This is a genomic window from Paenibacillus sp. W4I10 (assembly GCF_030816325.1).
GTDB lineage: Bacteria > Bacillota > Bacilli > Paenibacillales > Paenibacillaceae > Paenibacillus > Paenibacillus amylolyticus_B.
Genome location: NZ_JAUSXX010000001.1, coordinates 5,676,703 through 5,696,401, shown reverse-complemented (window position 1 = coordinate 5,696,401; position 19,699 = coordinate 5,676,703). Strand labels below are relative to the sequence as shown.

15 protein-coding genes and 1 pseudogene are annotated in these 19,699 nt (G+C 47.8%); 3 read left to right on the top strand and 13 right to left on the bottom strand.

Going from position 1 to position 19,699, the window contains the following annotated elements; genetic code table 11:
• Positions 1-237 precede the first annotated feature (237 nt).
• A pseudogene (locus QF049_RS25650) lies at positions 238-2,032 on the bottom strand (vWA domain-containing protein).
• Between the two features lie 262 nt (positions 2,033-2,294).
• Between QF049_RS25650 and QF049_RS25645 the strand changes: the two are divergent.
• Both QF049_RS25645 and QF049_RS25640 read left to right on the top strand, forming a co-directional pair.
• Positions 2,295-2,438: a hypothetical protein gene (locus tag QF049_RS25645; RefSeq protein WP_165980303.1), complete on the top strand. Its 144-nt coding sequence runs from the start codon at positions 2,295-2,297 to the stop codon at positions 2,436-2,438.
• 2 nt (positions 2,439-2,440) lie between these two features.
• Positions 2,441-3,373, top strand: coding sequence for a hypothetical protein (locus tag QF049_RS25640; RefSeq protein WP_307541606.1), 933 nt, complete (start codon positions 2,441-2,443; stop codon positions 3,371-3,373).
• A 491-nt stretch (positions 3,374-3,864) separates the two neighbouring features.
• Here QF049_RS25640 and QF049_RS25635 read toward each other — a convergent pair whose 3' ends face one another.
• From QF049_RS25635 to lrcA, 10 genes are all read right to left on the bottom strand, one after another.
• The gene (locus tag QF049_RS25635; protein ID WP_307541605.1) at positions 3,865-5,472 is read right to left on the bottom strand and encodes a DEAD/DEAH box helicase; all 1,608 of its coding nucleotides are present in this window, start codon (positions 5,470-5,472) and stop codon (positions 3,865-3,867) included.
• 439 nt (positions 5,473-5,911) lie between these two features.
• Entirely contained in the window at positions 5,912-7,363 is a 1,452-nt protein-coding gene (locus QF049_RS25630; RefSeq protein WP_307541602.1) for a SulP family inorganic anion transporter, read from the bottom strand.
• Between the two features lie 798 nt (positions 7,364-8,161).
• Positions 8,162-9,376: a clostripain-related cysteine peptidase gene (locus tag QF049_RS25625; protein WP_307541600.1), complete on the bottom strand. Its 1,215-nt coding sequence runs from the start codon at positions 9,374-9,376 to the stop codon at positions 8,162-8,164.
• A gap of 23 nt (positions 9,377-9,399) precedes the next feature.
• Positions 9,400-9,861 (bottom strand): GNAT family N-acetyltransferase, encoded by a 462-nt coding sequence (locus QF049_RS25620; RefSeq protein ID WP_307541599.1) that lies wholly within the window; start codon positions 9,859-9,861, stop codon positions 9,400-9,402.
• Positions 9,862-9,875: 14 nt separating this feature from the next.
• Entirely contained in the window at positions 9,876-11,681 is a 1,806-nt protein-coding gene (locus tag QF049_RS25615; RefSeq protein ID WP_307541597.1) for an ABC transporter ATP-binding protein, read from the bottom strand.
• The gene (locus QF049_RS25610; protein ID WP_307541594.1) at positions 11,678-13,639 is read right to left on the bottom strand and encodes an ABC transporter ATP-binding protein; all 1,962 of its coding nucleotides are present in this window, start codon (positions 13,637-13,639) and stop codon (positions 11,678-11,680) included. The genes QF049_RS25615 and QF049_RS25610 overlap by 4 nt, the downstream gene beginning before the upstream one ends.
• A 34-nt stretch (positions 13,640-13,673) precedes the next feature.
• Positions 13,674-15,680, bottom strand: a complete 2,007-nt coding sequence (locus QF049_RS25605) for an asparagine synthase-related protein (protein ID WP_307541592.1) — start codon at positions 15,678-15,680, stop codon at positions 13,674-13,676.
• On the bottom strand, positions 15,677-16,141 hold the full coding sequence (locus tag QF049_RS25600) for a lasso peptide biosynthesis B2 protein (RefSeq protein WP_091012794.1): 465 nt from the start codon (positions 16,139-16,141) through the stop codon (positions 15,677-15,679). Before QF049_RS25600 ends, QF049_RS25605 begins: the two co-directional genes overlap by 4 nt.
• On the bottom strand, positions 16,138-16,407 hold the full coding sequence (locus QF049_RS25595; RefSeq protein WP_105600223.1) for a PqqD family peptide modification chaperone: 270 nt from the start codon (positions 16,405-16,407) through the stop codon (positions 16,138-16,140). Before QF049_RS25595 ends, QF049_RS25600 begins: the two co-directional genes overlap by 4 nt.
• A gap of 96 nt (positions 16,408-16,503) precedes the next feature.
• Positions 16,504-16,620: a lasso peptide lariocidin gene (gene lrcA / locus QF049_RS31510; RefSeq protein ID WP_422641473.1), complete on the bottom strand. Its 117-nt coding sequence runs from the start codon at positions 16,618-16,620 to the stop codon at positions 16,504-16,506.
• 166 nt (positions 16,621-16,786) lie between these two features.
• On the opposite strand from lrcA, the gene QF049_RS25590 reads away from it, so the two are divergent.
• A complete protein-coding gene (locus QF049_RS25590) occupies positions 16,787-17,413 on the top strand; it encodes a response regulator transcription factor (RefSeq protein WP_307541588.1) in 627 nt (208 codons plus the stop codon).
• A 195-nt stretch (positions 17,414-17,608) separates the two neighbouring features.
• On the opposite strand, the gene QF049_RS25585 is transcribed toward QF049_RS25590, so the two are convergent.
• The gene (locus QF049_RS25585; protein ID WP_221825539.1) at positions 17,609-19,279 is read right to left on the bottom strand and encodes an ABC1 kinase family protein; all 1,671 of its coding nucleotides are present in this window, start codon (positions 19,277-19,279) and stop codon (positions 17,609-17,611) included.
• Positions 19,280-19,660, bottom strand: a complete 381-nt coding sequence (locus QF049_RS25580) for a phasin family protein (protein WP_091036091.1) — start codon at positions 19,658-19,660, stop codon at positions 19,280-19,282.
• Between the last annotated feature and the right edge of the window lie 39 nt (positions 19,661-19,699).

The following is a 19,699-nucleotide window of genomic DNA, read 5'->3' as shown; positions in this document are numbered from 1 at the left end:
GTTGGAACTACAACTTAATTACACTTGCCACTCCGATGACAGAATAACCTTCCGATCGCTGTTATCCCCAGATTTTTTCGATTCACTTTTACAAAGTGAAAATCCGGGGATAGCGTATGCTTCCGATGTAGCTTTCTTTCAGAAAGCTTTTAGGCGAACGCTTCCGCTTCTTCACGTTATTTCTGTCCTCTGCGTTCTCGTGTAAACAGTTGGTCCCAAATTTTATTGGCATTCCTTTTAGACTAAATACTCGATCAAAATCGTTTTGTCCGCCTGTTGCAGCGGGATGCTCAGTCGGTCACCGTTCTTCAGTTCAACGCCTGAGCTTGCATCAACTGCACGACCGGATTTCTCCAGCGTACCGCCTGCGGTGTTACGGATTATAATTCGATCCCCATTGCTGGGCGTAAATACATATTTTTCGGTTTCCTTCAGCTCAGGGTCCAGCTGCAATAACTGATGCAGATGGAATCGGCCCCGGAAGGATACCAACTTTTTATATTGTGGATACGACTTGTCGCCCGTGTTCTCATCACGAATCTCAACGATCATCTGACCGACAAAGCCCCGGTTTTTGCGTTTCAGCCAACCCATCAGGAACCAGGCACCAACACCGACCACAATCAGGGCTATAACACCCAGGATGACAGGCAACCAAGGAAACGGCTTGTCCTGTTCACCGCCAGACGTTGTTGGTTGAGATGCACTTCCGGCTGCTCCGCTCGCGTTGATCGTGATTGGCTCACTTTCACGGTAGAAGCTGTCTTCTTCCGCACGGATGACTAATTCATAGTTATGATTGTCTGGTACTTCAAACGTTCCGGCAAAACCAGAACCTGTGTTTTCCAGCGGTTGTTCTTCACTTTTGCCTGTATCCACATCTTTCACAACCAGCGTGGCCTTCATATCTGTATACAGATCATTATCCTGAAGCGGCTGACCGCCATTCTCCCAGTTTGGCTGCAAGATCAACCTTGTCTCCTTTGGTATAGGACTTGGTCTTAATTGGGTCCACAACGAGCTGAAGATCATAGTTGAACAACAGGTTGATATCGATGCTGTCTTTCGGAGCCCCTTTTACCCGAAGTTTCCAGTCTCCTTCTTGGGGTTTCAACAGCTTCACGAGTGAATAACTCTTCGACGTTGAGAGCTTGGCTGCATCCGAATTCAGGTCCACGGCTTGTCCGGAAGGGTCTGTCAATTGTACTTCCACCGGCTTCGAGGACATGATCGAAATGTTTGCTTCCAGCACACTGTCGTTTGGCACGTTCACGGTAACTTCCTGATAACTGCCGTTTCCCGTTACAGAGGGCAGTTTCACCACATTCAGTTTGGCATGATCGGCGAAGATCTCACTCAGGATCTGTGGCAGATCATCCGGTGTATCGGTAATGAATGACTTGCCTCCGGTCTGCTGGGCCAGATCTGCGAGTGCATTCTTGTTCAACTTGCCATCCGCGTTCAGTCCAATCGTATACACCGGGATACCCTGATCCTGTGCTTCCTTCACGGATTTCGCCAGATCAGCGTCGGATTGTGCCTGTGTACGGCCTTTGGTTTTGTTAAAGTCATTGTTGCCATCCGCCAGCAACACGATCATTGGCGAGTGGGATGGGTCTGCACCATGATTCAGTATGTTCACGGCTTCGGCGACACCAACCGAGACATCGGTATATGGCCCCCGGCCGAGCTGATCAATAAAATCCTTCAGGCTGCTCTTGTCCGCATCGGACTGAATCTCCAGCATAGCCTTTTCCCGCTCCACCTGATCGGTATAAGCGACAATCCCTACCTTGTCCCCCTGGACTGGCAGCATATCAATAAACATTTTCATGGCTTCATTACTGATCTTGTCACGGTCACTTGTATTCATCGAGTTACTTACATCGGCTACAAGTACCGCATCAATTCCGCTTGTCTGTGCCTGAGCCGCTGCAGCTTGTGGCAGCAACGCTTGAGGTAACAGTAGCGTTAGAATTGCCAGCAGAACCATCGTTCCGCTAAGCCAGCGTATTTTGCGTGTCCGCAGCATTGGGTGTACTCCTTCACGTTTGAGATTAAAATGGGAATAGTTTATTATAGGCGTCAAGCCTTAAGGAAATCTTAACAGTCTACTAATAAATTCTGAAAAGCACCCCTATCTTGAGTTACAGTTTTGTAATGACTGACAAAAATCGACGATTTCATGCCTTGAACTGGCACAAAAGTACCAACTATGGAAATATGATATAGTTATTGCCAGCAAACTGCAATATAACAGCGCTTGTTCACCAAGCCATAGAAGGGAACGGATTATGGTTACATACGGATGCCTCGCCATATTGTTTCTTTTTGTCATCATAAAGGTAATTGCACTCCAGCTTCATCGGCGGAAACCGGTCTCCCGCGAAGACACGGATCGTACCCTCTACACTATTCTGAATGGTGAGCGTGATTGAGCATGAGTACTAAACTAGTTGTATCCATACGACCATTTCAACGAACGACCTATGCCTATGAAAAGTTGCAAGTCTGCACCCGTTGTGGACAGTATACCTGCCTGTGGGAAGAGGAGTGCACGGCCTGTGGCCGGGGTACCCTGAATTCCGTTCAAGCGAAGGCAACTTCCCGTGTGAAACGTCGAATTGCACGCGACCTGTTCATTACCATATTGTTCGGTGCAGCTGCCACCTATTTTGGTGAGACCATAGATCAGACCATGGCGGCAGCCAGTGTTTCCCTGCTGCTTCTGGCCTTACTGATCTTCATACAGAAACGTTCGTTCGAGGTAGAGCAGCAGCGCGAGTTGAAGCGCACGTTGCAACAGGATGAGGAACTCATCCGCCAGGGCATTAACCGCAACTGGGCTCTGGTCGCCGAAGCTCGAAAGCAGGATGAAGCACTTGCCTATGAGATGCTCCGCGAGATCGGCTCACTCGTCTACAATGACCGGATTCGACTGCAGCAGGTTGCGCTGTTACAATCCTTTGTCCTGCGCAGTGATATGGATCTGCAGCTCAAGCCCTTGCTGTTACGCAGCTTCGAGCGGCTGCTGGCTGAATATATCGGTGAGATTGCTCGGCTTAAGCCGGATTTGATCCGTGAAGATGCGATTCGTTATATCGCAACCTATGAAGTGAACATTTTACAGCTCCACAATGGAATTCAGATACTTACAGCCGTAGCTGCTGCTGCCGTGCGCAAGAGCAAATATATTGAGTTATTCCCTAGTCTTATTACCCGCTACGCCCGCTTTATGCCCAAAGATCGATTCATGAGACTTTATCACACGATTGAACGCTATCCGAGCAAGGCACGCGGAGGACTGGCAGAGTCGGTGGGCCGGGTGTATAACGAGAAATATCGGGATCAGTACGCAGATGTTCAGCTGTAGGCATGGTATGTTGAGAAAGAAAAACGTAGTTTAGTGCAAACTCACTCCCTGTATATAGACGAATGCAATTTCATCCATCCCTGCATGCGCGTCAGCACCACAGATCGAAGGTTATGCTTCTAATGATATAAGAATTAATCCAAAAACACCCCATCCTTAGGTCTAGGATGAGGTGTTTTGAATTTTATGGCAGTCTGCCACGTGCTATACGCAGTACACGAAAAAAAAGACAAACTAGATGGGGAATACCTAAATGGCATTTCCCATGGATCAAACAGGCGCGCGAACAGGCACTCGCAGATGACAAAAAGAATAAGCGGAAATGATCATCTGTCCTGGTGAAAAAGGGCCGCGACGTGGTTTCGTCGCGACCCTTGATCTGAGGGTTCGATACATCTGTACCCGAACCCTCTCATATGCGCCATGCCAAACGCTGTGGCAAGGCATGGTTCCTGCGCAATTGCGGCTATATTGCCGCTTGCGCCAAGGCTTTACCGTCCGCGACGAGAATCGCGACGGTCGCCCTTCGCCGGTCCGCGTCCTGCGGATTCCGGACGGCGAGAGCCTTCACTGCTGCGCCCGGAGCTGCGCTTGTCGGCGCTACGGCCAGCCCAGCCGCTGCTAGCTGCACCGCGTCCGCCTTGGCCCGCTGCACTGCGACTGCTGTCGCTGCTGCGCGCGGAACCACGACCTGCGCTGCGCTCGTCGCCACTGCGACCCGCACCGCGTCCACCTTGACCTACTGCTCCGCGACTGCTGTCGCTGCTGCGGCCACCGCTACGACCACCACTGCGTCCGCCTTCACTGCGTCCACCTTCGCCGCCACGGGAACCACGACCCCCACGTCCGCCATCTCTGCGATCGTTACGGCCTGCACCACGACGGGCACTACCAGTTCCAGAAGAGCGTCCGCCTGAACGTTCGTCATCCCCTTGACTGTTAATGGAACGTCTAGCTGCTCCAGTTGAAGCAATTGGACCTTCGCTCGTCCACTGGATACGGGACAACTTCTGGTCGATACCTTGTTCAATACGTGCAAGCTCTGGTCTGTCGTGCTCTGTTGCAAACGTTACAGCAAGACCCGTACCGCCTGCACGGCCCGTACGACCGATCCGGTGAATATAACTTTCCGCATCATGCGGCATATCGTAGTTAAATACATGCGTAACGCCTTCAACATCAAGTCCACGTGCAGCTACATCTGTAGCAACCAGCACTTGCAGTTTGGCATCGCGGAACGCTTTCATTACGTTCTCACGCTTGGATTGGGACAGGTCTCCATGAAGTTCATCACTTGCATAACCTGCTTCACGCAGATCTTGGTTCAGCTTGGATGCACGACGCTTGGTCCGGCAGAAAATAATCGCCAAGTATGGGCGATACGTATCAATCATACCGCGAAGCGCTTCAAGCTTACCGCGATCCGTACATTCCAGCACTTGCTGGCGAATTTGTTTGATCGGGATAACTGATTGGGAAGATACCTTCACATCTTCCGGATCTTTCATGTAGGTCTTCGCCAGGTTGCGAATGCCTTTAGGCATCGTTGCTGAGAACAGCATTGTCTGACGTTTATGCGGAAGCTCGCTAAGAATCGTCTCCACATCGTCCAGGAAGCCCATGTGCAGCATTTGGTCGGCTTCATCCAGCACCAGTTTTTTCACATTATCAAGCTTCAACGTGCCACGGCGCAGGTGATCCAGCAGACGACCCGGTGTACCAATAACGATCTGGGTACCGTTCTGCAATTTACGCAGTTGCTTGTCCACATCCTGCCCGCCGTATACGGCAAGCACGTGCAGTTTATCGTCGTTAGCAGTAAGCTTCTTCGCTTCTTCCGTAATTTGCAGCGCAAGCTCACGCGTAGGCGCAATAATCAGCGCTTGTGGCGAACGGTCGGATACGTTAATTTTCTGAATAATCGGCAGCAAAAATGCCAGCGTTTTCCCTGTGCCTGTCTGTGCCTCGGCGATAATATCGCGTCCACCCAACAGTACCGGAATCGAACGCTCCTGTACCGGAGTCGGCACGGCGATGCCCTGATGTTTCAGGATCTCGCACCATTCCGGGCGAATGCCCAGTTGTTCAAAGTTTGCCAATCGTTACACCTCTGTATATTCATTTAGATAAGTCCATTTCATAAAGACTTCAGTATCTGCAATCAAGACTAGCTTTCCTTATATCAATCATGATTATGAAATGAATTTTTAAAAAGCAATCCACTCGTTGCTCTTCTTCTCCATACCCTGTAGTTTACACGTTAGTCAAGCAAAACAAAAGGGGATACAGCGTTACCCCCTAACTTGTAGCACAAAATTCCAAGATCAGCGTGACTTGTATCGACCAAGTGACTTTAAGTCGGGTAGTAAGAGACTCTAGATCTGCCTTCAGGTTGCTGATCTGTGGATATGACCTAGCATGCCTCAGGCTATAATAAAAAACAGCGACGCCCTCTCCCGATTTCCGGAAAAAGTGCGCCGCTGATTATAAATTATCTTTTTATGTTATCTATTCGTTGTTTACTTCGTTCCAACCAAGTTACGAACCGTGCCCGCCTGCTGTAGCAAATCCACTCCGTTCAAGAATACGAGAGCTTTCCTCGTTTAACCCGCGTAGGTGCACGGTTTTGCCCAGCTTCGCGTATTTGAACTTCACTTTGCCGATAGCCACAACCGCGGTATTATCCCAGATATGTGACCCTCCGAAATCAATCGTGATTTCCTTCGGATCGGCCTCTGCATCGAACTCATCCACAAAGCGGGACGAAGAACCAAAGAAGAATGGTCCCTGAACCCGATATACTTTCTGCCCTTGCTCTTGGCTCGCCTGTACGCGGATCTTGGTCTGTTTCCAGCCAAAATGCAGCACACTGAGCACAACGCCGACCATAACCCCGATCGACAGATCGTGGGTATAGACCACAATCGCCACCGTCACGATCATGACAAAGGCTTCCGCGCGCGGCACGCGAGTTATATTTTTGATAGAACTCCAGTCGAATGTCCCGATACACACCATAAACATTACACCGACGAGCGCCCCCATCGGTACCTGTTTCACCACACCGCTAAACAGCAGCAACAGGATCGCGAGAAACGCACCCGCAGTAAACGTAGACAATCTTCCACGTCCGCCAGACTTCACATTAATGACCGACTGCCCAATCATGGCACAGCCAGCCATACCACCGAACAAACCGTTAATGAAGTTGGCAATCCCCTGACCACGCACTTCGCGGTTTTTACTGCTCTTGGTCTCCGTCATCTCATCCACAATGGTAGCGGTCAGTAGAGATTCCAGCAAACCGACGAGTGCCATGGTGAATGAGTATGGCAGCAGAATCATCAGCGTGTCCCAAGTCCACGCAATATTCGGCAAGTGGAACATCGGCAGAGTGCTCGTTATATTTCCCATGTCGCCGACCGTTCTTACGTCCAGATGAAACACCAGGGTGATAATCGTCATCACGATGATTGCAATCAGTGGAGCTGGAACGCCTTTGAAAAACCGTGGCAAAATATAAACGATCGCCAGCGTGCCCGCTACCATCGCATACATAATCCAGTTTGTTCCTGTGAAATGGGTTAACTGCGCCATAAAGATGAGTATAGCCAGCGCGTTCACAAATCCCGTCAGAACCGAATGAGGCACAAACGTAATAAACCGCCCAACCTTAAATATGCCCAGTAGAAACTGGATAATGCCCGTTAAAATCGTCGCTGCAAAAAGATATTCCACGCCATAATCCTTGACGAGTCCAACCATCAGTACCGCCATTGCACCCGTTGCCGCCGAGATCATACCGGGTCTTCCACCAGCAATCGAGATCACAATCGCAATCGTAATCGAAGCGTATAATCCGACCATCGGATCAACACCTGCAATGATGGAGAAAGCAATGGCTTCCGGAATTAACGCCAGCGCTACCGTAATGCCTGCCAGCACGTCTCCGCGAATGTTGCCAAACCATTGTTGTTTTAAAGTATTCATATGTTCTTGCCGTTCCTCCTACGTGTATCAACTCAATTTGTCTTATCACCTGATGGGTAACGATACGGTTCATCACTGACCCATTACAACAGACAGCACCAAATAGCAGAATGCTGTTCGCAAAATTCATCTAATCGTGGTTAAATAATATCCTTTCTACAGTATAATCAATTCCGCGCACTTCACTGTTCCCAAGCTTGATCTTGGCCTGTACCTCAAATTGCGAATCCGGAATCTTTTAGCATGAGAGTTAGGCTATCCAACATTATTTCTGAACATGCCCCATCCGTTCCTATGTGTTTCGCTTGCTTCCGTCCAAATCCGTTTTCTTTTCCTTGCCTTCAGGGCGTCATGAACAGAGCATGACACCTATAGTTTTCCCCTCTCAGAAAAACTGGGTCCGTTAATGTACTGACCTATTATTATAACTATAGGATGTAATATGTACTAACACTATTAAGCTAAAAAAATAATATCATACCTCTTTAATTCTAAATTTTTCGTTAATTTACTCAAAAATACTCTATTTTGAACAAAATAATACCAAGCAGTTCCCATTGCAGGATATATCAGCGAGGATGTTAGTTATTCACCCTTGTAGATCCCATAAACAAAAAAACCTCGCTTGTTTGGTAACACGGAAGAGTCACCAACCATGCCAACAAGAAAGGTATGAAGAAGCTCTCCCGCTTTATCGCTGATTATGTGCTGATGTACAGTGGTTTCACACAGGCTCCATTGCTTGCATCGTCATTCATGCTTCGTTGCTTCCTTAACTTCAGTTGCATATAACAACGTTCACTTTTTGTTTGGAGTATTTTGGGGCCGACGTGACAACAATGTCGAGTATTCAGTAATAAAAGCCTTATAGCTCGAGCTGAATTCCAGTTTTCGGTACATATTGACCTTTTCCGTAAAGCGATAGACATCCTTACTCGGAAAATAAATGCTCATTCCTTCTCCCTTGGGGTGTTCAGGAGACTTCATGTTATAAACAACCGCTTTTTGAATTGTTTTTTTGACGCGGTCCGCCTCGGTCTCAGCTTTCATTCTTTTGCCGATCAAGGTAAACAAATCAGCAAGATCCACCAAATCGGCTTCGTCCGCATAATCCTCGGCTTGATCCCGGGCTTTTCTCAAATGACTTATTCCCTTTGTCATAGCTTGGGGCTTTAACAATCTTTTGCTGAATGACTCGACTGCCCTCATAACCTCTTCCATCCGATCCAGTCGAATGATCGATTGCTGAAGGTCCTCCTCTTCGCCGTTTTCCTTCGACTGTTCCAGATATCCTTGAGCAATAGTTCTGCCCAACTCAAGGGTGGAAATCCCGGGCTTTTCTTGAACTGCCTTCAGCATTTTTGTATAATCCCACCCATTCTGATTCGTGTAATCGACAGAGGCAAGCATATATTCCCCATAGTTCCTAAGTGCATAGGCCACCTCCACACTTGCCATTTTGCAATTATCGAAGCCAATGAGTTCAAATTTAATTCCCGTTTCGTTATAGGCGCGTCCAATTCCTTTTTGAAGCTCGGTCAAGCTCATTTTTTTATTTCCATAGTGCTCGTCGCCGCCGTATCCATCGATCGGTCCAAGACCGTGCCCCCAGAACATAAGCACATGCTTCCGAGCTGGATATTCACGGGTTCCCCAGCGAATGAAATCTGTAAGGGAATCGGATGTATCCATATTTTGCGAGCCTGCGTTATCCAGAAGGGCCAACCTCCCCTTTTCAACACGCCATCGTTGATTCAGACCGGACTCAATGGACGAATTGTCCCAGCTTCGAGCCCCTCCTGTCTGAACAACAACATTTACATTGCTGGAAGAGCCTACACTCATCATTTCCTTCAAGTCATCGCTTGCCATATGAAAATCACTTTCCATATCTGAACCAATCATATAGATGAGAAAGGTGTAATCGGCCTGCCGATCGGATGCTTTTAGTTCAGATATAGGAAGAAACGAGACAAGCAGAATGAACACAAACAGCTGTATTGTTCTTTTCATTGCCATCCCTCCTTGTTTCCGCTCTACACTTTAATATTAGCGATATGCCATAAAGAAAAATAACCGTCTTCATCGGGAGCTTCGTTCTCCAGTACAAAACCAGTAGACTGAAAACACTTCAAACAAGCAGCGTTGTCGGCTTCAATTCCGGCGTACCATTTATGGATCGTTTCCAGTTTGGGAAGCTGCATAGCTTTTCCAACCACTGCTCTGCCGTAGCCCCTGCCTCGAACCGACGGATCGACAACGATGGCAATGCTTCCCGTATTCTGCTCCTCCTGCTCAATCATAATTACACCTACGGCTTTACCCTCCGAGAACGCTACCCACACGTCATAACCAGGATGCTGCTCCACGTGTTGATGCCACTCGTCTAAAGGAAGCATTCCCTCCAAGCGCCGATGAACCTCTGCATCCTTAAACCACTCCTCCAGCATCGCCAGATCTCTTACCGTAAACGGTCGCAAATTGTCAATCACGCTCATTTCATCTCACCTCTTTATCTGTATTTTTGAGCCTGCATATTGTACAGTTCGGCATACCCTGCCCCATTCACCAGCAATTGATTATGAGTTCCCGTCTCCATGATTCTGCCCTGTTCCATATAGACTACATAATCTGCGTGTCGTGCAGTGCTCAACCGATGCGAGACGATGACCACCGTCTTGTTCTTCATTAAATCCCGCATTCGTTGGAACACGTCTTCCTCCATGAACACATCAAGCGCAGAAGATGGTTCGTCCATGATCAGCAATCCGGCAATATCCTTTCTCATAAAAGCACGGGATAATGCAATCCGCTGCCATTCTCCTCCTGAAAGGCTTCTGCCTCCGAATAGCCTGCCTAGCTGTGTATCATATTTTTGCCCCAGCTTGTGGATAAATTCGTCTACTCCGCCCAGCTTGGCAGCTCTTTCGATTATCCTTTGCTCGTTAACAGCCGCAAGATTACCTAGTCCAATATTGTCCCGAAGATTCATTTCATAGCGCACAAAATCCTGGAATACGGCTGTAGCCTGTGTCCGATAGGCAGCGATATCATACTCGCACAGCGGAATACCGTTGTAAAACACCACTCCTTCATTGGGATCAAAGAAGCGCAGGAGCAGTTTGACAAGCGTGCTTTTACCTGACCCGTTTTCACCGACCAACACGGTCACTTTTCCAGCAGGGATGATAAGCTCTGGGATATCCAGAACAACCTTGGTTTCATCATACCGGAAACGGACCCCTTCCAGCCGGAAGCCCTCTTTGACGGACACCGCCGGAGGGCATGGGCCTGACTTCATTTCATTCTCGCTATAGAGAAAAGAACGAATCTTCTCCAGATGTCTGGCTTCTCTAGGACCGATCGCAAAAGCTGCAAACAATTCATTCATTCCCTCATTCAACTGAATAGTGGCGCCAATAAATAAAAAGATGTCCCCTGCTGTGAAGTGGCCGGAAAGCGCATGTCCAACTAGATATATAATGATGAGACCGGCGGCCAGCGACTGGAGCACAGACCACAATAATTGATGGAGAGCCAGTTTCCGTTGGTCGGCTGAAAGTGTAAGCAGAAGCTCTCGTGATGTGTTCAGATATCTCTCCTTAAAAAAAGGAACAAGACCAAATACCTTCAGCTCTCCGGCTGTTTCAGGCCTGAGCGGCGTACCAGCGTAATACTCAGCACGCCGCCTTAATTCCTGGACCTCCTCACGTCCTTCAAAGGTAGCATTGTTGAGCTTCGCTTCCCAATACAGCTTGGGAACGACCAACGCCAGCAAGACAATCGGGGCCCAGGGAGCGATCGTTCCAATCATTATACTCCCGGCTGCAATCACGACCAGTCCTCCGATGGTCTGAGAAATAATCGTTAACCACATTGTAACGAAGTATTCGTTATATTGAATAACCCGAGTTTTTGTATGGAACCCTGCCTTTTCAAAAGGAGCAATATCCGGAATCGACATTGCTTTGCTGATCAACAACTCATCAATATGTGCTTGAAGTTTTGCAGTCAACAGGCGTTTGTGCATCTCTGATACGGGTTGGAGGGCATCCACAGCTAATGTTAGCCCAATATACAACAGCACCATCCAAGCCAGCGCATCCCATGATGCAAGAACAAACGGCTGCTCAGCCAATCTGTCAATGATCTGGGCACTCAGCCACACAAGCAGCGGACCAAGCAATGCCTCAAGCACTTTAATGGCAAAAACGGTACATACTTTTACTGGCGAGCATGTCCATAACAAGGACAGTCCAAACAAAACGGAGGAAGCCATATGTCGTCGCCTGGCTGTGATTCGTTGCAATGCTATCACTGGATATGCTCCTCCCCTTGAAAAGATTTTCCCTGCAAACGGAACATGGTGGCATACTCCCCATTTTTGCACATTAAGGCCTCATGGCTACCTTCTTCCACAATACAACCATTTTTCAGGACAAGTATTCGATCTGCTAGTTTAACCGTGCTGAACCGATGAGAAATCATGATCACCGTTTTACCTTTTGTCATTTTTTGAAACTGATTGAAAATCTCATATTCAGCCCGAATGTCAAGGGACGCAGCCGGTTCATCCAGAATGACCAGACCTGCTTGACGAACCATCGCTCTGGCTAACGCCACGCGTTGCCATTGTCCACCTGAGAAATCAGTACCTCCCCATTCGGGGCCCAAGAGGGTTTCGGTTCCATGAGGCAGCGCCGAAACGATCTGGTCCAGCCTTGAATCTTGAAGTGCCTGATTTATCTCCCTGTCGCTCAGTTGTGTGTTCGGGCTGCCGATCATAATGTTCTCGCGCAGGGATAACTCGTATTTTCCGAATTCCTGAAAAACAACCGAGATATGCTCTCTCAGCTCCCTGACATCAAACGAGCGAATATCCACACCGTTGATTTTAATCTCGCCTTCGCAAAACTCATAGAAGCGGCACAACAGCTTGACAAGTGTCGTTTTACCCGACCCATTGGCGCCAACAATCGCGATGCGCTCCCCGGGCGATATGCTGAAACTGATATGGTCAAGAACCCAGGGGGAACGTTTATCTTCACTCTCATTAACATCCTCAGCATAGTCGTGGACTTCGTCCTCGTTTTCGTCATCAATTTCCTCACTGTCCAGGTCCAGGTCGAAATCATCAGCTGCTTCCTCGGAAGCAGCACTCTCCTGTTCCTGGTAAGGATACTTGAAGCTTACTCCCTTGAATTCTATAGATAGGGGGCCAGCATTCACTGGAATGGGATGTGAAGGCTTCTGGATATCTTCCTCTGCATTCATAAATAAGACGAAATCATTTCCCATTCTCCAGATATCAATCGTGTCTGCCCCTTCCTTGGCAATCTCTCTTAAGGAAACAGACAATTGAAACACAGCCCCTAAATACAGAGCAATATCCCCCAGCGAAATCGAGCCCGATCCAGATTGACTTACTACCCAAAAGTATGCTCCTCCTGCCACCATACCCGAAAAAAGACCGGTAAAAACCGTTCCTTTGGCGCTTTTGGCCTGGATCATTCGAAATTGTTCATACAGCAGAGCAAACGTGTGTTGATAGATGTTATGGAAATGGCTGCCCAAACCAAACAGGCGAATTTCCTTGGCGGCACGTCGACTAATCACTAGGCTTCGAGTATAATCCAATCTTCTTCTTATAACTGCATATTCTTTGGCATATTGCCATTCCATCTCGTTGTAACGGTTCTGCATGAACGCAAAAGGAGCGGTTGACAGCACCAGAATGATGGACAGCATCGGAGAGAGCACGGCAATCAGCATAATAATACCAATAGCTGAGAACACAGACGTGCACATACTTGCGCTGAAGTTCAAGAGCTGTGCAGGCAACCAATTGGAGCGATCTCGCAGTGCTTCCAGCCGGTTTCGGTGTTTCTCCTCTTCAAAAAAGCGCATGCCGGGAATACGTTCGAAGGCATCCAACAAAACACTGTTCACGGTAATGACGGATCGCTCCGATAGCAGCATTTTAAGCCAGGTTTGTGCGGCGTTCACGATGCTAAGCAAGACCAGGCTACAAGCATAGACAATAGACCACCGTGCCGCGTATGATTCTAATCCGTTTGGCGCAATTCCATCGATGATTTGTTTAGAGGCATAGAGCTGAAGTGCTGGAACAGCCCCCTCAATGAATATGAACAAAATGATTAGCAAGGTTAACACCGGACCAGATTGCCATAACATTCGCACAAGCAAATAGGTCGTTTGCCGTGTTCGTTGTGCTCTGCTGCACCGTTCTTCATGATCAAACATGTGTTTCTCCATTCTTCTGCACCTTTATCATCGAAATGTCCTTGAATCAGGCATGAAAATACAAGCGTTTCTTCTCATTCATATTGACCTCCTCAATGTCTCCGAGCATCCTTGGCGGAGAAGGTCTGGAGCGGTTGAGCACATGTTCTTTGCCACGACTCATCTCCTGCAGCCAGATCTCCAAGTCGATAACAGAGCGCATATATTGGTAACCCATACCCAAATCATTATTCGGGTCCTCCGAACGGATCGCCATAGCGACTAGATGTTTCCACCACGATCTCTGGTCAATAATCCCCAGTTCCGTAACATACACACGCTTTCCGCTCGCGAACAATTGCAAAATATGCTGGCGGTCATTCAAAAAGCTTTTCCTGGCCATATGGGCATAGGTTGTTTTGGAAGACCTGTTATAGACATACGAAGGCAAGATATCTGTGAATGCTTTTCGAAGCAACAGCTTGGAACCGGCATAGCTTTCTTGCTCCCCCTTGAGGAGATCAAAGTGCTGCTCTGGCGGAACCGAGAACGAAAACTCGATTATGCGCCTGTCCAGAAACGGATGATACGCAGGCAAGGTCACACCTACAGCATCCATGTATCTTGCACGAGGCCACAGAAAGTCGTAATGATAACGCTTCCCCCAGTAGTTTAGCGGCCTGCTTTTGCGATATCGGTGAACCTCCTCCGCATTCATCTGCCGTTCTCTCTGGAGATGTTCATTGGTAAAGAATTCGGGCAAGTCATATTCTGTATCCGACCATAACAGCTTGTAGTACCATTTTTCACCAAGATATGGCAAGAATGGAGCCAAACCATATTGAAATCCCTTTTTCAGCATAGGTCCTACTCGATTGCCAGCCCATTCCCGAAGTTCACGAATACCTTCCCGATAACGCTTTTGCCGGAAATAGGAATCAATGACAGCAACTTCGCCGCTATATACAAAGTCTCCGCCTTCACCTGTCAAAACGGCGGCAGTCCGAAATTGCCGAGCCAGCACCGTAAATGTCTCATTCACAAGCGAATTGGCTCGAGGGTCTGGACCATCCACGAACCATAGCGGGTCCCTGCCAATTTCGGCATTGGGTATTCTGGCCGTTTCGTCCGCATGAATGATCAAGCCGGGAATGCGCAGATCCCTCATCATTTTTTTGACGAGATCCTTATCATGGCTTGGCATCATATCCGGTTCCGCAAAAGAAATGTTAACAGCCAGAATCTGCTCTTGGTTCCCGCTGGCAATGGCGGCAGCTACAACCGCGGCTGAGTCGAGCCCTCCGCTCAATTCAACCATTCGTTTGTTGCCATTAAAGCGTTCCTGGGTCACCTGCTCCAGCAATTGACGAAATTGGGGGACAGCATCTTCCGTGAGCTGTGGCTTGCTTGTCAGTTCCCGCATTCCCCAGTAGCTTTGAACTTTCACCTGGTGATTGTTCCACCAAGCAATGGAGGCTGTGGGAAGCTTGCGAATGCCTTTAAAAAAAGTCCGCTCTTCCAGTCCGTTCTCCCCTACAGCAAAGCCAGAAGTCGGATACATTCGGCACACGTCTTCATCGACCTCAAAAGGAATATCCTGAAGCAACAAAAGCACGCGTAGATCATTGGCAACAAACCATTCATTTCTTGGGCTAATCCAGTAATAAACGGGTCGGGTTGCATAGCTATCCGTAGCAACAATTAAACTGCTTCGTTTCTGGTCCCAGTACACCAGTGTAAATTCCCCTTGGGACTTGCATAGTTGATATTCAGGTTTCTCTTGCAGCAAACGATACGCCTGCTCCTGCTGATCAGATGAAAGGGACGGGAAATCATCGGCATGGGCTTGCAGCTCGCCGCTGGCCCAGCCATCCAGAATGATGGGAAAATCAAGACGGATATCCGCCGAAGTACTGGAAGCCTGTGCTCCATAACCGTAGGAGAGCGTTGCTAAATGGAACGTATCTTCCGTATAACCATTCACACCGGTAACCCTTGCCCACCTTTTAATTGAATCCATCCAATCCAACCAAATACTTTGATTTTGGCCTTGCATAGCGATCCATATCTTCATCCCAGAGATAGCACCCACCTCTCGGCATATTCGCTCATATTATATATTTTCAATACCTTCAAATCATTTCCTTTATGATTGGGGTCAATGGTCCGACCGTCTTCCAGACGCACCCATGCGTGAGAGAACAGTTTTTCATCTATCTTTTTCACACCGATCAACAAGTCACTTTCATAGCCAGCACTGAACAATATGGCCTGAACTGTCATAGCTATGGATACACATGAGGTGATGAGATGATCATTTTCATCCATTTCATACATCATCTGCCCCAGTCTGCACAATTCGTCCGTCTCAATCCGATTCGCTTCCCTTCGGCCTGCGCTTACATGAAGAGGGTACATATGTATTGCAATTTTTTCATAAGCATCCACAAAATCCGTCTCCAGTAGTAACAGGCGGACAAAAGCATGAACCGTTGTGAAATACACCTTGTTATGGATAGGAATGGCCTTACTCATGAGACATCGACCTTGACCAGTTTTTTAGCCGAGAGTTCCTGAATTGCATTTTGCAAAATAACGGTTAATTCCGCTTCGGATTGATCAAATTCGCTTTTCCATTTACTCAGAATTTGGTTGAACTCCCTTGTTCCAGTCTCCAGTTCCAGCCACAGCTCCATCAACGCGCCCTCGAGTCCAAAATATTCACCGTTATTGATGTCCAGCACGATACATTCCTCACTTAATGACGTGGTGGCAGTTTCCTCGCTTCGGGCAATTTTCATGCCTGCAACCCCTCTCTGCAAGGTAATATGTAGTATATGGAAATGACTAGAGAGAGCCGCAAGGCCCTCTCTGGTGAACTTATAATGCCTTTGAAATTAACCACGTTTTACTCCACGACCGAATTTTCCATCTCCCGGCTTACTTTTCTTGGAGAGAGTTACTGTTAGGAAAGCACCATAACTCTTCAAAGGAGCCACTTGAACTTTACGCATATACTTCACCACCCCTCTACTTGAAATATATTACATTTTTAATATATCATAGAAATAATGGGTTTTGTCCGAAAACAATCCCCAATAACCGCCAAGATTCCACAAACCTGCTTTTTACGGTTATTTTACGGTCCGAAAAGAAAATAATACATACGAGGTGCATATCATGCTGAACGTAATTCTGGTAGACGATCATAAAGCATTCACCTGTGGAATGAAGCTCATTTTGGAACAAAACCATATGAAGGTAACCGTACTTCATTCAGCCCTTGAAACGCTGGACTTCATAAAAGAGCAGGCCAATGCAATAGACCTTTACCTGTTTGACTTGTCTATGCCGGACCTCAACGGGATTGAACTGGCAACTAAAACGATGGAGATCATTCCTGATGCAAGAATCATGCTTTTCTATTCCCAAGAGGATATGATTCAGCTGTTTCAAATGTCCGTCCAAGCAGGCATCCGCGGATTTATCGACAAGTCTTTTTCAGCACAGCAGGTGCTCACAAGCATTTCCATGTGCATGGAAGATGCGGTTGTCTTTTCTCTGGATTTCTTTAAATCGATTCTCACTCCGACAGCTTCCTTTAACGCGCCTGAAACTATGCTGACCGAGTTCGAAATTAAATTGCTACAACAGGTGGCCAAAGGAGAAACCAATAAACAAATTGCGGAATCTCTTTTTATGTCTACTCGAAATGTCGAATATCATCTGGGGCGTGTTTATCGAAAGTTGAGGGTCAGCTCCAGAAGTTATGCCGTTCATAAATGCAAGATTCTTAAATTGATATAAGTCCCACGAGAGGTGCCTAATCCGTACCCATTTTGGAAGCATGCATGGATTCAGCCGGAATTATATTAGCTTTCATCGCTCACGTATTGTTAAATACTGTCCTGAATATGGCATTCTCCAATAAACGGGTAAAAATAAAGCAAGACCCGCAAAAAGATTCTTTACCAGGATCTTTTTGCGGGTCTTGCTTTTATGCTAGAATCTTCCTGATTTGAATATCGAATAGAGCAGGAAAGCCACCATCAGAATCGCCACCAGGAAACCAATCTCAATGACCGGAATATCCCATAGCATTGTGGATTGATGACTGATCGACGAACCGATAATCAATCCCACCATGATGATACAAAAGGCGAGTAACACGATACTGAAAGACAGCCGATTACTAATCTGGTCCATTCTACGCATGAGTGCATCGAGTTCAGGGACACTGATCTCCAGCCTCAGCTTTCCTTTGCTAATGATGGATGATAACTGCCTTAACTGCCCTGGCAGACCGATGACACTCTCGGCCATATCGGCCGCACTGCGGAACAAGCGATTCTTGATTCTTCCGGCGCTAAAACGTTCCTTGATCAGCTTACGGCCAAAGGGCTCGGCCATATCTACGATGCTCAGGGAAGGATCGAGATGTTCGATTACACCTTCCATCGTCAACAACGATTTACCGAGCAGCAGAATATCCGCAGGCATCACAACCCGGTGCCTCTGGGCTACGCCGAATAAATCATTCAACGCCTGACCCACACTAATCTTGGAAAAGGGAATATCGTAATATTTGGTACGCAACTTGTCCAAATCCACATGAAGACCACGCAGATCCATGTCATCTGGCATCATGCCGAGTTTCTCAATCGCCCGGATCATACTGTCCGTATCTTTGCGCATTAACCCAATAATAAGCGAAGCGAGCTGTTGTTTCATCTCATCACTCAGACTGCCCACCATACCGAAGTCTATAAAGGCAAGACGACCATCCTTCAATACCATCAGATTGCCCGGATGTGGGTCAGCGTGAAAGAAACCCTGAATAAAAATCTGATTTAATAATGAATCCACCAGCCGCTCGGCAATGTTATTCAGATCATGACCGCGTCTGACCAGTTCTTCACGATCATTAAGTTTGATACCTTCGATATACTCCATAGTGAGCACACGGGACGAAGTCTGATCCCAGTAAATTGCCGGGATTTTCACCTTGTTGTCCTGTTGGTATTGCTGTGCGATCTTTTCCGTATTGCGGCCTTCGACCGTATAATCCAGCTCGGCCATCAGTGCCTGAGCATATTCTTCGACCATTTGCGGAATCTGATATTGCTTCACCCAGTCCCAGCGCTTCTCGGCCATGGCTGTCAGTTCACGCAAGATATCCAGGTCACGCTGCACAATACGCGATATACCCGGCCGCTGAATCTTGATGGCTACCGATTCACCGCTTCGAAGTTTGCCGAGATGCACCTGTCCAATGCTGGCCGCAGCTACAGGGGTATCCTCGAACCGGGAAAAGATCTCCTCCAGCGGTGTATCCAATTCCTGTTCCAAAATACCCCGTGCCGTCTCGGAAGAGAACGGCGGGACCTGATCCTGCAACTTCACTAGCTCGCGAATGACAGACTCAGGCAATAGATCTGCCCTTGTGCTTGCGAGTTGCCCCAGCTTAACGAAAGCTGGCCCCAGCTCCTGCAGCACAAGCCTGATGCGTTCACTCAGCGTTTTGGTGGTGTGTGCTTCACGCGACATCCACCGTCTGGGCAGAGCCAGCAGCTGGAACAAACCCAGCTCCTCGACCATATAACCGAAGCCATGACGCACTAGCGCCATGGCAATTTCACGGTATCTGCCGACATGTTTGATTCGCACTGCCATCTACTCGATCTCGTTTCCTTTGAGAGGAGGAGGAACTTCAAGTGGAGCTGGGGATTCATCAGGTTGAAGCTGTGGTGATTGGCCCAGTTCGGCAAGTTTTTTCTCCAGTACAGCAACGCGCTGTTCCAGACTGGTTACATCACTTTCGGATGCCACACCAGCTTCCTGAAGCACTCGCTTGACCTGTTCCTGAATCATTCTCTTGAACTGACCCTGTTCTTCATCGCCCCGTTCCAGCAGACGTTCAACCAAAGCTTTGGATTCACCGGGCGCAAGTTCCCCGCGCTTGACCAAATCATCCACGGTTTTCTCAATTTTTTCTTTGCTTACAACAGTAAGACCAAGCCCTAACGAGATCGCCTTTTTGAACAAATCGCTCATTTTTGTCATCCTCCTCTTCGTTGATCTCTATATTATACC